The following is a 12,614-nucleotide window of genomic DNA, read 5'->3' as shown; positions in this document are numbered from 1 at the left end:
AAAAAATTAACTAAAAGCTTGTCCTAAATTGAATTTTTCGATAAAATCTGTAATATTTTTTAGAATTTCTTCTAAATTTTCGCCTTCTAGACCTTGATTATGACTAATTTTTTCTAAAATTAACTTAATTTTACTGTCAGAATCGAGAAATTTTAGAAAAACTGACCTAAATGATTGAATAGATTTCTGTTCTAATTTATCAATTAAATGCTCACGAATCAAAATTAGTAACATAATTTGCTGAATTTCACTAAGTGGTTGTTGATTTTCTTGTTTTAAAAGTTCATAAATTTTATTGCCGCGATCAAGAATCAACTGTGAACTAGGCCCTAAATCTGAACCAAATTGGGCGAAGGCCTTAAGTTCGTTATACTGTGCTAATTCCAATTTTAATGAAGAAGATGCTCATTTCATCAATTTAGTTTGGGCGGCAGAACCAACCCGTGAAACCGAAAGCCCAATATCAATCGCTGGTTTTTGCCCAGAATTGAACAAACTATCTCTGACAAAAATTTGTCCATCTGTAATTGAAATCACATTTGTGGGAATATAGGCTGAAATATCGCCAGCTTGAGTTTCAATTATTGGCAAAGCGGTAATTGATCCACCACCTTTTTCATCAGAAAGTTGCGATGATCGCTCAAGAAGGTAGGAATGTTGATAAAAAATATCGCCAGGAAAAGCTTCGCGACCTGGCGGCCTTCTTAAAAGAAGCGAAAGTGTTCGATAAGCAATTGCGTGTTTTGATAAATCATCATAAATTATCAAAACATCTTTTCCTTTGTGCATCCAATATTCGGCGATCGAAGTTCCAGAATAAGGTGCAAGATATTGCAAAGGTGAAAGTTCGCTTGCGCCAGCTAAAACAACAGTTGTATATTCAAGTGCACCTTTTTTTTCAAGAAGTGAGACTATTTGAGCAACGCTAGAATTTTTTTGCCCGATTGCGACGTAAACACAATAGACATTTTTTCCTTTTTGGTTCAAAATTGTATCAATTGCGATTGTGGTTTTCCCAGTTTGGCGATCCCCAATTATTAACTCACGTTGACCTTTTCCGATTGGAACTAGTGAATCAATGGCTAAAATTCCCGTTTTCAATCCTTTTTGGACACTTTTTCTGTCCATGATCGAAGGTGCACTAGTGAAAATTTCGCTTTTAAGACTATTATCAAATTCACCTTTTCCATCAATTGGAGCCCCAAGAGCGTTGATAACCCGACCTAAAAGTTGATCTCCAACTGTGATTGAAATTACAGATTTTGTCCTTTTGACAATTGAGCCTTGAAAAACCGAATTTTCTCCACCCATAATAACGATTCCGATTAAATCTTGCTCTAAATTAAGGGCGATTCCAAAAACATTGTTTTCAAATTCAACAAGTTCACCAAATTTCACTTTTTCAATTCCAGATACAAGCGCGACACCATCGCCGACAATAATGACTTTTCCAATGTCATCATTTTGAATTTTAGCTTCAAAATTTTCAATTTCATTTTTGATTATTGCGGCTAAATTTATATCTTTATTCATAATAAAACCTTTAAATTTATAGACTTTTTTTAATATCTATACGATTTTTCAGTGTCTGTTTTAGTGACTTTAATTGTGAAAAAAGTGAGTTTTCAAAAATTTGGTTATCAACTATTATTCGAACTCCAGAAATTAGTTGGGAATTGATTTTTTGCCTTAGATGAACTTTTTTGTTTAATTTTTTTGAAAGAATATTTTCAAAATTACTAATAACAGAAACAGGAATTGGAAAAGCAGTTTCTATTTCACCTCAAGTTTGTGCTAAATGTGCATTTGCAAGTTTAATAAATTTTATCAAAATTTGTCGATAGTATGAAAAAAGATTGTTCTTACCAATTACTTTAAGAAAATTAACCATCTTTTTTTCAACTTTGTCTGAAAAAATTTTATCAATTAAATTAAATTTTTCCTGTTTAGTTACAAAATAAGAATTAAAAACTGAAATTAAAACTGGATGATTTTGGATTATCTCTAAAATTAAAAAACTATCATTTAAAAAGTTTTTTACTTTTTCATCAGAAATTGAAATTTCCAAAAGTGTTTCCGCATATCCGTAATAATTTTTTACTTGTGAGTGCATTTTTAACCCTATTTGGTATCAATTTTTGAATTATTTTCTTCAGATTTTAATTCATTTTCTAAATCTAAAAGTAACTTTTTATGCAAATCTTCGTTGTTTTCTCGCTGTTTTTCAAGGTATTTTCGACTAATTTCAACTGCAACATTAATAATATTTTCTTGATGTTTAGCGATTATTTCTTTTTCATATTCTAGTAAAATTTTTTGACCTTCACTAATTAATTGCCGTGCGTTTTCTGTCGCTGTTTTTTTTGAATCTTCAAGAAATTTACTAGCTTCAATTTGTGATTTTTCTTTAAGTTCGTTGCAAAATTCTTTTGTTTCAAGAAGTTTTTTTTGTGTTTCTTTTTCAAGTTTTTGCGCCTGTAAATTCGATTTGATTGTCGAATCTATATGATTTTGAAGGAAATTTTTTCGATCTTTTATGTATTTTTTGAGTGGACGATAAACAAAATAAGTAATTACTAAAAATAAAATTATAAAACTAACTATTGTCGCAGTAATAACATAAATATTAGGAGTAATTCCTTCAAACAACTTGCCTAATGATTTCTTAAGATCTTCCATTTTTTATCTTTTTCAAGTAATTCAAAAATTGCCTAAAATTATTTAACAAAAATTAAAATAAAAGCAATTAAAAGCGCATAAATTGAACTAGTTTCAGAAATTGCAGTCCCGATTAATAAAACACGAAAAACTTTTTTCTGAGCTTCAGGATTTCGAGCAATCGCATCACACGCCTTACCCACCGAATATCCTTGACCCGCTCCAACACCGATAACACCGATCATTGCAAGTCCTGCGCCCAGATACGCAAACGCTTTCCCGTTTAAGTCGGTTTGTGCTGCTTTATTTGCTACTTCTTGAAAATTTTGAACAACTTTATGTGAAAAATTTATGAGAGAATCCATTTTTTTCCTTTTTCTAGTTTTTTAAAATTAATTTTTTAAATTTAGAGTTTTTATGTTTTTTGAAAATGTGCTTCTTTTTCCGTAATTTGTTCACTTTTTCCAGACTCGTTTGCTTCCATTCCTCAATATGAAACTGTTAAAATTACGAAAATGAAAGACTGAATTAGCGAGCCAACAATATCGAAATATAGAAGAAAAGGTGGAAAAATTAACACAACTGGCAAATTAAAATTACCAAAAACACCCAGTGGTATTTTTTGGTAAACCCATTGGACTCCCGAATAAATAATCATAAATAAAACTGAACCAGAAATTAAATTCCCATACATCCTAAAGGAAAGCGAAATTAATGGGGCTGGTGCTCCAATTATTTTTAAGGGGTTTTTTGCAAATTCAAGTAAATAACGTCATCTAGAATAAATAGCGCCAACTACAAAAATTCCAAATCAACTAATAAAAGCTAAAGTTAAAGTAACTGAAATTGAAGTCGAAACTGGTTCTAACCCAACGAGAGATAACAAATTTCCAAACAAAAAAAAGGTAAAAAGTGAAAAAATATAAGGTTTTGTCTTATTTACATAACCTTCACCAGCAGATTCAACAAGATCATCGATAAACATAAAATAAGATTCTGCAAACAAAACAATGGCTGAAGGAGCTTTATCAACTTTTGATTTTTTTACGTGAAAAAAAACAATAATTGATAAAATTATCAAAAAGATTACTAAAATAAAGAGAGTAAATAATTGTGGCTGATTTCAATTTGAAAAAAAATCCATTTTACTCCTTTACTTTTTATATTTTAATATCGAATTATTAATTATAGCACTAATTGGAAAAATTGTGTACCCAAAAATAAAAGAAATAATATTAATCGGGTGGAAAAAAATGCTGTAAATTTGTTGAGAATCATTAGTTGTAAATGTTTTGTTTATGAAAAAAATAATTGTAAAAATCGATGCCTGAAGTAAAACGAAGAACATATAGGCAAAAAAAGCTATAAAAACCGTCGTTTTTATTTTTCTCTTTGCGTTATTTGTAATTTTATTTAAAAATAAATATTTTGAAAACACAGATGTAAGAACGCTAATTAGAGAAAAAAGTCATCCAAATATTAAACTATAATTTCAAATTGCAACAAAACTTAAAATTATTGATATTGCAAAAAATATTTTTAAATAAAGATACAAAGTTTTTTTCATTTTTTTTAATTTTTAATATGATTTAGTACAAATAATTTTTTAGAACCCATTTTTTTGTTAATGTCCGAAATGATGCTCTTAACTTTTGGGTTAGTTTTTAACATACCAGTATCATAATCTGAAATTTTAGACACAGCGATACCAAAACCAAAAATGAAAGAAAAATCATTAATTTTTTCAACAAGTGCAACTAAATTTTCATAAAGAAAGTCATAATCGTTAGAGGGAAAGGTTAAATTAGTAAAAAAACGGTTCTGTACTTTGTTTTTTAGTTTAAAAAAAATTTCAATTCTATTAGCCGCTTTTGAATATTTTTTCAATTTTTCCACTATTTCTGATAAAAAATTTGAAATTAAGTTTAAAATTTCCCTTTTCGTTAACAAATTATTTAATGGGAATGTGCGAAAATGTGAGATACTTTTGAATTTCTCAAGTCTATTAGAAACGTTGTTGTCACCTTTTCCGGTTAATGATTGAAAAAAATAGTGACGATTAACCCCTAAAATTTGAACTATTTTTTCGTCATTAATTCCTTTTTTTACAAAATCGCCGATAGTGAAAATTCCAGCATCTTTTAATTTTTTCGAGTTTTGCGCTCCTATTCCAAATAGATTTTCAATTTTTTGCGTATGAATTAGCGATGGAATTTTAAATTCTGGGATTAAGACAATTCGGTCTTTTGAGTGTTTAGCCAAATTAGTAGCCATTTTTGCAAGCAATTTGTTATAGGAAACACCGATCGATATTGGTAATTTAAGATTTTTTTGCAATTCATCCTTTATAAAGTACAACATTTCGCTTAAAGTTTTGAAATTTCGAGAAAAATCTGTTAAGTCAAGAAAACATTCATCAATTGAGTAAACTTCAATTTTTTTAGTGAAATTTTTAGAAATAAAAGTGAAAAACTGGTTTGACAAAAATTTATAATAATTCATATTTGGTCGAATTACAATTAAATTTGGTATCTTTTTTTTAATTTCAACAATTTTATCTGTAATTTTAAAGCCTTTTTCTTTTACTTCTTTAGAAACAGAAACAGCCATTGCAAAATCATCTCTTCGAGAAATTGCAATTGGCTGTCCTTCTAGTTTTGAGTCTAGTCTAATTTCTGAGGAAACAAAAAAGGTATCAATATCAATATGTGCAATTATTTTTGGCATACAGTTAAAAATAATTATACTTAATTTTCTACAAAATAAGCAACATTATGCATCTTGATATAAACTGATTTTATAGTTTCTATTTAGTTTATTTTTTTTGTATTTCCAAAGAATTTCAATATATATTGTGCTTTTTTGATCATCAATTTGATATCGAAAATTTATTGATCCAAAAGCAACTTTAATTTTTGAGACTATTTCTTTTATAACATTTTCAACTAATCATTCATCAATAAAAACTTGCCCGTCTTTAACTTTGATTGTGTCATAAAAATCATTCGCATAAATATTAGGAAAAACTTCGTTGTCCTTGTATTTGCTTTCATTTTTTACTTCAAAATCAAGCTGTTTTTTTAGTGGCGGAATTGATTCCTGCAATTTGTGATTATACAAATATCAACCACCTATGCCAACGCCAGCAATTATTACGGTTGCCGCAAGCGCTGCTCCTATTTTAATAGCGACTTTCAATTTATTCCTCTAATTTTTTTTCCTCATCATCTTCTTTAAAGTTTGTGAGCGAAAGATCTCTTAATTGCTGAATTGTTAAAAAATTAGTGGCAACATATTTAAAATCTTGATTTGAAATTCTAATTTGATCTGATTTAATAAAAGGGGTAGAATAATTTGTGATTTTTATTTTATAGATTCCACTTTTTTTATCATAATCAATTAATTTTTTACTAATTTCTTGTGAAAAAGCCACACTTATTTTTCGGTAGTCATTGTTAATATTCATCTCAATTTTTGGATTTAGTGTTCCTGAAAAATTATAGGGAATCACAAAACCTTGTTGAGAAATTTGTGAATTTCCAGAAAAAACAGCTCTTTCTTTTGAATCATAATAAGTATTTGACGTTATAAAAACATCGCCTACAATGTATTTTCCTGCAATTATTTCTGGTTTTTTATTTTTATCATAAATATTTTCCCTAAATTGGAACGACAAATCCAAATGATTTTTCGAATTATTTAGCGATTTAATTGGCAAATTAGTTAACTTTAGGTTTGTAATATTAATGTTTTTGTCGATATTTCCTGCATAAAAAAGTTCAGGATCAACACCAACTTTAAAAATATTTACATTGTGTTTTTGTTGACTAAATTTACTAGGAAAAAAATAGACTGTATTTTCATCAATTTTTTCGTAAGTTTTCGAAAATTCGACCGAAGCATCAGCGCCAAGATTTGCCATCTTAATTGATTTTAACAACTTAAAACCAATTCCCGTTTTTTTTATAGAATATTCTTTGCTTACATCAGAAAAATTACGGACTTTTAACACATTGTCTAATAAAATGTTTTGTTCATTTTCTTTAGTTAAATACACTAAAACATTGTTTAATTTTATAAATGCAGCATCATTTTCTTTATCTTTTTCTTGCTTTGGTCCGCCAAATGTAAAAACTGCTTGGTTAAATCTTTCTGGAAATAATTCAAGTAATTTCGGCACAGTTGGTGTAGAATTATTTAACTGCACATAAACATTGACTTTTCCTACTATTTTTGAAAAAACAGTAACAATTACGCTAAATCTTTCAGAAGTTAGATCGCGATCAATTTTAACAAATTGCCTAATGCCGTTAGGAGAAGAACTTGATGCATAACTAAATGAAATTTGCCCGTAATTTCTTGCGATTTGAATTTCTGGATTCTCGTTAGGAATAAGATCTAAATTCATACACTAAAGATTTAAAATTATGATAAATTGATCAATCGCTTTATGCATATTTTTGTAATAAGTGGATTTTGATCAATATTTTTTAATCCAGTTGCGATCGTTGTCAATAAATTCTTTAATTAAAAGTTTGGTATATTTTGGTTCTAGCAAAGAAAGCGCGCGTTCAATTGCCGAAATTGGCAGATTATCTGGTTTGTTAGTCAAACCGAGAGTTTCGTAAATTTTTTCTTTTTGAGAATGTAGTTTGTTTGCTTTGTGATATAAGAACAAAAATGAAACTAAAGATTTTTTTTCAACAAAAGTTCACTCTGAAGAATCTCTTAATTTTTTACGAAGTGATCTTTTTGGTTTGCGGGTGTCGTCCATTATTTCTTTCTCCTATTCAATTAATTTCATAAAAAAGTATAGAACTTATGAAGTGTGGTCTAAAAAATATTTTTAATTTCATTGAAATTCAAAATCATAAATTTTGACTGTATCACCAGATTTAATTCCGAGTTTAATTAGTTCATCCCAAAGTCCAATATTTTTGACTTTAGTATTAAATCTAAAAATATTTTCCTGTGAATTTAACGGTATTTTATGAATTATTTTTTTAATTAACTCGCCAGTAACTTCGTAAAATCCAGGAGTACTGTTATCGATCAAAAATGGTGCTTCTAAATTAAATTCAACAGGGTTTTCGCTTAATTCTGTAATTTCTACATTTTTTTTGCTTTTTTTAATTAAATCAAGCATTTTTTCTTTTATTTCTTTAATTTCAAATTGATCATTTGAAATTAAACTAGCTTTAACTATTGGAATTTCGGGAAATTTTTTTTGAAAATTAATCAAATTATCTTGAAAACTTGGTAAATCATGTTTGTTTGCAATTACAATTTGCTCTAAATTTAACAGATTTTTGTTAAATTTTTCCAATTCAGCGTTAATTTCAACAAAATCAGTAACTGGGTTTTTCTCTTTATCACCGAAATCAATTATATGAGCAATTGCGCGGCATCTTTCAATGTGTTTTAAAAAGATAATTCCCATACCTTTTCCAGAACTAGCCCCTAAAATGAGCCCTGGAAGATCGGCGACAACAAAAGAATCATTATGAATTTTAACAAGACCTAACTGCGGAACTAAAGTTGTAAATTCATAATTTGCAATTTTCGGTTTAGAATTAGAAATTAATGACAAAAGTGTTGATTTTCCAGCATTCGGTTTTCCTATTAAACCAATATCAGCCATAACTTTTAGTTCAAGGTTAAGGTTAAACTTCTGTCCTAATTCACCATTTTCCGAAATTCGCGGCGCTTTATTTTTTGAACTTTTAAAGCGAGTGTTGCCTAATCCACCGCGTCCACCGCGAGCGATTAAATACTCTTTTTGCAAAATGATGTCGCAAATTAAAGTGTTTTTTACAAATACTTGCGTTCCTAAAGGAACTTTTATAAAAACATCTTTACCGCTTGCACCTGTTCTATTTTTTGATCTGCCGTTTTCACCATTATTACCAAAAATTTTTTTAGTTTGGTAAAATGGTAACAATGTATTTAAACCAGAATCTCCAACAAAATAAATTGAACCACCACTTCCCCCATCGCCACCATCAGGTCCGCCTTTATCAACATGCGCCTCTCGACGAAAAGAAATTATGCCATCACCACCTTTTCCAGCCTCAACTTCAATTGAAACATGGTCTATAAATCTCATTTTATTCCTTTCATAACAGAAATTGTGAATATAAATTCTCTAATTTTTCCATATAAGGTTCGTCATCAAAATATTTAGTTTCTTGGGCGTTAACTCATAAAATTATAAGATAGAGAACAAAAATTCTTTGCACTAATATGTCTTTATAGTTAGTTTTGCCATAAAAATCTAAAAAAATACGTTCATTTTTATCATTTAGCCTTGCTGATTCAATGAAGTAAGCTAAATCAAAATGTATATCGCCTTTTGATGCGTATTCTCAATCTAAAAAATAGATTTTATGATCTTTTTCGACCATATTCATTAATCACAAATCGTTGTGAAGCGGTTTGGATTTGTCCATTTTTTGAAGTATTTCTTTAATAAAATCATAATATTTTGAAATGATTCTATTTTTTATACCTTTTTCTGATAGAGTTTTTAAATAACACTCAACTCTAAAATTATGATTCGAAGGCGGAAAATCAAGTTCAGAATCGTGGACTTCTTTTAGTTGAATTGCTATTTTTTGAAGTGATTCAGGGGTTAGTTCAACTTCGCTACCCTCGATTCATTCTCAAATAATTAATTCTTTTGAGTCAAAAATTAACTTTGGAACGAATTTAAAATTTGATAAAATTTTATAATCAATTTCGTGATTCATTCCGTTATGAATTTTTTTTTGCACGAATTTGGGACCATCACGGAATGATTCGTTAGTAAATCCAATCGAAATTTTTTTCATATTGGAAATTTTATTAAATTTTTTTAAATTTAAAAATTTAATAGTAATAAAATTATCATGCTAGGGTGGAGTAACTTTTATTTTTAACATAATAAAGTTTATTTTTTCCACCCTAGCATAATATTTTAAGAAAAATTCCAAAATTTTTCTTAAAAAAGGAAAAACAGTTATTTTTTCCTAATTTTTTCCTTTTTTAATTTAATTTTTCAAAAAAACTTAATTTAAATATAGTTTTATATTAAGAACCAAAAATTAAAATGAAGGAACCTATAATGACAGAAAATATGGATAAGTCACTATTAAAACAAGCGCTTGCAGAAATTAAAAAGAAATTTGGTAACGAATCAATTATGGTTTTGGGCGAAAAACCACCTATTGATACAGAAGTTTTTTCATCAGGCAGTATGGCAATTGATATGGCGCTTGGAATTGGAGGGTTTCCAAAAGGAAGAATTATTGAAATTTACGGTCCTGAATCATCAGGAAAAACAACAATTAGCCTTCACGCAATTGCAGAAGTGCAAAAACAAGGAGGAATTGCAGCTTTTATTGATGCTGAACATTCGATTGATCCACAATATGCAAAAAATTTAGGAATCGATATCGACAATTTAATTCTTTCGCAACCAGATTCAGGAGAGCAAGCCTTAGATATTGTTGATACTTTGGCAAAAACAAAAGCGATTGACTTAATTGTCGTTGATTCAGTTGCGGCTTTAGTCCCAATCGCGGAACTTCAAGGCGAAATGAAAGATCAAGTAATTGGCGCTCAAGCCCGTCTTATGTCAAAAGCACTTCGAAAAATTACAGCATCCTTAAATAAAAACGGTACTACTGTTATTTTCATTAATCAAATCAGAGAAAAGGTTGGTGTAATTTTTGGAAATCCTGAAACAACCCCGGGTGGAAGAGGACTTAAATTTTATGCATCTATCCGATTAGATGTTAGAAAAACACAACAAATTATTTCAGGAAACGACATAACAGGACATAGCGTAAAAATAAAAGTAGTTAAAAATAAACTTGCAATTCCGTTCAAAACTGCAATAGTAGAAATTATTTTTGCAAAGGGCATCTCAAAATCAGCAGAAATTGTCCAATTAGGCGAAGAATTGGGAATTCTTGTGAGAAAAGGCTCTTGATTTGCATATCGGGGAGAAAATATTGCGCAAGGGAAACTGAATTTAAAATTGTTACTAGAAAACAATTCTAAACTATTTAATGAAATAAAAGAGCAAATTATCGAAAAATTAAAGGAAAATCAAGAACAAAATCCAACATTATAGTAAAATTACTGCTACAATGCATAAATTCACAAAGTGATTTTTTTATTATTGCTTTTTAGCGCTATTTCTAGCAGGTTTTAGTGCAGCAATTTATTTGATCCATCTTTTTTTGTCAAGAAATATGGATTGAATTTCGATTTTAACTCTCGCCGTCGTCCACGTTTCTACTTCTTTTTTTAATATTTATTTGTTATTTCAAAAAAGAAGGTATGAAACTAAAATTTCATGGTTAATTGCTTGCTCAATTTTCCCTATAATAGGGCCGATTTCATATTTTATTTTCGCAAAAAAGTACTCAAATAGACAACACATAAGTCAATATTTTAGCCAATATCAACGTTTTATCGAATTTAATTACGAAGAAAATAAGTTAATGGAGAAAAATCCGGACTTTGAAGATAACTTACTAACTTTTTCAAGCAAATATTTTTCTTCTCCAATTAAAAAATTTAACGGTGATTTGCTAGTTGATGGTCATAGTTTTTTTGAAAAACTTTTTTTTGACATTAAAAATGCAAAAAAATATATTTTTATCGATGTTTACATAATAAAAGACGATTTTGTTTGGAGAAAATTAAAAAAACTGCTGATAAAAAAGAGAAAACAAGGTGTAGAAGTAAAAATTCTAGTCGATTCTTTTGGTGCTTACCTTATAAAAACGCGACAATGAATCGAATTAAGAAGAAAAAAAATCGAAGTTTTACTTTTCAACATTTTCAAAGTTCCCTTTATTACGGGGCAAAGTTTTTATAGAAATCATCGAAAAGTTTATCTCATAGATGGAAAAATCGCTTATACTGGTGGAAATAATATTTCTGAAGAATATTCAGGTTTTGACAAAAATTATGGTTATTGGATGGATTTAAACCTTAGACTTGAAGGTGAAATTGTCCAAACTTACTGCAAAAACTTCCTATTTCATTGGACAAAATGAGGAAAAAAAAATATTTCTAAAGATAAAATAAATAGTTTTTGCAATGTTAAAGACTTTGATCCCAAACCTGATGAATCCAAAAATATCGGTGTCGTTATTCAAAACGGACCAAATCTCGAAGATTCGTTGATTGAAGGTTTTATTTTAAAAAAGATTTATTCAGCGAAAAAAAATATAAAGATTTTTACACCTTATTTTGTCCCAACGCAAAAAATTCTTGATGCATTAAAAGATGTTTTACTTGCAAAAATTGAATTGGAAATCTTTTTACCGGGAAGAAATGATTCAAAAATCATTAAAAAATTTAATGATTTTTTTGCACGTAAATTGTTAAAAAAAGGGGCGAAAATCTATCATTTTAAAGAAATTTTTTTTCACGGAAAATCAATAGTTATTGATGATAAAATCGGAATGATTGGGACTTCAAATTTGGATTATCGATCTTTGTTTTTTCAGTATGAAACTAATTTATTTTTTAAAGGAAAAATTTTAAACGAGTTTTTAAATCACACAGATTTTCTGAAAAAACAAGGTATTATTGTCGAAATAAAAGATATTACAAGGGTTTTTTCTATACTTCGTTTTTTCATATTTTTTTTAAAAACAGTTGTTTAAGTTTTAGATAATTTTATTGTATAATTATAATTATATTTTTTTTGAGTTGGGCATTATGTTGAGAACAATAATTATTGCTTTTATTGCTATTTTTGGATTTTTAATCATTTTGATTTCCTTGCTAATGTCGCCACATTCAAACTCCTTTTCTGGAGCGCTTATCGGTTCTAGTGATCTTGATTTGTTTCAAGTTTCAAAAGAACGTGGATTTAAAAAATTCACAAAATGAGCAATGTTTGTGGTTGGATTTATTTTTCTAGCACTGTCACTAATTATTAGGTTGTTGTAAAT

The 12,614-nt window shown here is 28.5% G+C and carries 14 protein-coding genes and 1 pseudogene; 4 read left to right on the top strand and 11 right to left on the bottom strand.

From position 1 onward, the window contains the following. Window positions 1-6 precede the first annotated feature (6 nt). The 11 genes from atpA to MDIS_RS00150 all read right to left on the bottom strand — a co-directional run bounded on the left by atpA (window position 7) and on the right by MDIS_RS00150 (window position 9,488). Complete coding sequence (gene atpA / locus MDIS_RS00205; protein ID WP_044635130.1) at window positions 7-1,533, bottom strand: F0F1 ATP synthase subunit alpha; 1,527 nt, start codon at window positions 1,531-1,533, stop codon at window positions 7-9. 16 nt (window positions 1,534-1,549) lie between these two features. Beyond that, window positions 1,550-2,113 carry a F0F1 ATP synthase subunit delta gene (locus MDIS_RS00200; protein ID WP_044635129.1) on the bottom strand — a complete coding sequence of 188 codons (564 nt, stop codon included), beginning with the start codon at window positions 2,111-2,113 and terminating at the stop codon, window positions 1,550-1,552. 8 nt (window positions 2,114-2,121) lie between these two features. After that, window positions 2,122-2,679, bottom strand: coding sequence for an ATP synthase F0 subunit B (locus MDIS_RS00195; protein ID WP_044635128.1), 558 nt, complete (start codon window positions 2,677-2,679; stop codon window positions 2,122-2,124). Window positions 2,680-2,717: 38 nt separating this feature from the next. After that, complete coding sequence (locus MDIS_RS00190) at window positions 2,718-3,023, bottom strand: F0F1 ATP synthase subunit C (RefSeq protein ID WP_044635127.1); 306 nt, start codon at window positions 3,021-3,023, stop codon at window positions 2,718-2,720. Window positions 3,024-3,073: 50 nt separating this feature from the next. Continuing rightward, complete coding sequence (locus tag MDIS_RS00185; RefSeq protein ID WP_044635126.1) at window positions 3,074-3,802, bottom strand: F0F1 ATP synthase subunit A; 729 nt, start codon at window positions 3,800-3,802, stop codon at window positions 3,074-3,076. A gap of 428 nt (window positions 3,803-4,230) precedes the next feature. Continuing rightward, entirely contained in the window at window positions 4,231-5,385 is a 1,155-nt protein-coding gene (locus tag MDIS_RS00175) for a Y-family DNA polymerase (RefSeq protein ID WP_044635124.1), read from the bottom strand. A 45-nt stretch (window positions 5,386-5,430) separates the two neighbouring features. Further along, entirely contained in the window at window positions 5,431-5,856 is a 426-nt protein-coding gene (locus MDIS_RS00170) for an MHO_1590 family protein (protein ID WP_197722417.1), read from the bottom strand. Between the two features lies 1 nt (window position 5,857). Continuing rightward, window positions 5,858-7,066, bottom strand: coding sequence for an MHO_1580 family protein (locus MDIS_RS00165; protein ID WP_044635123.1), 1,209 nt, complete (start codon window positions 7,064-7,066; stop codon window positions 5,858-5,860). A 3-nt stretch (window positions 7,067-7,069) separates the two neighbouring features. Then, entirely contained in the window at window positions 7,070-7,432 is a 363-nt protein-coding gene (locus tag MDIS_RS00160) for an MG284/MPN403 family protein (RefSeq protein ID WP_044635122.1), read from the bottom strand. A 72-nt stretch (window positions 7,433-7,504) separates the two neighbouring features. Further along, window positions 7,505-8,764, bottom strand: a complete 1,260-nt coding sequence (gene obgE, locus MDIS_RS00155; protein ID WP_044635121.1) for a GTPase ObgE — start codon at window positions 8,762-8,764, stop codon at window positions 7,505-7,507. A 1-nt stretch (window position 8,765) separates the two neighbouring features. Further along, window positions 8,766-9,488 carry a phosphotransferase gene (locus MDIS_RS00150; RefSeq protein ID WP_044635120.1) on the bottom strand — a complete coding sequence of 241 codons (723 nt, stop codon included), beginning with the start codon at window positions 9,486-9,488 and terminating at the stop codon, window positions 8,766-8,768. Window positions 9,489-9,760: 272 nt separating this feature from the next. On the opposite strand from MDIS_RS00150, the gene recA reads away from it, so the two are divergent. The 4 genes and pseudogenes from recA (at window position 9,761) to secG (ending at window position 12,612) form a co-directional block, all read left to right on the top strand. Next, window positions 9,761-10,774, top strand: a complete 1,014-nt coding sequence (gene recA / locus MDIS_RS00145) for a recombinase RecA (RefSeq protein ID WP_084217512.1) — start codon at window positions 9,761-9,763, stop codon at window positions 10,772-10,774. A 16-nt stretch (window positions 10,775-10,790) separates the two neighbouring features. Further along, window positions 10,791-11,012: pseudogene (locus tag MDIS_RS04505) on the top strand (phospholipase D-like domain-containing protein); the annotation flags it as partial. 135 nt (window positions 11,013-11,147) lie between these two features. Beyond that, on the top strand, window positions 11,148-12,323 hold the full coding sequence (locus MDIS_RS00140; protein ID WP_232034219.1) for a phospholipase D-like domain-containing protein: 1,176 nt from the start codon (window positions 11,148-11,150) through the stop codon (window positions 12,321-12,323). Window positions 12,324-12,378: 55 nt separating this feature from the next. Next, window positions 12,379-12,612 carry a preprotein translocase subunit SecG gene (gene secG, locus MDIS_RS00135; protein WP_044635117.1) on the top strand — a complete coding sequence of 78 codons (234 nt, stop codon included), beginning with the start codon at window positions 12,379-12,381 and terminating at the stop codon, window positions 12,610-12,612. Window positions 12,613-12,614 lie beyond the last annotated feature (2 nt).

It is taken from the genome of Mesomycoplasma dispar (genome assembly GCF_000941075.1).
GTDB classification, from domain to species: domain Bacteria; phylum Bacillota_I; class Bacilli_A; order Mycoplasmatales; family Metamycoplasmataceae; genus Mesomycoplasma; species Mesomycoplasma dispar.
Note: the sequence above shows the minus strand (reverse complement) of the source record. Positions and strands in the feature narration are given on the sequence as shown.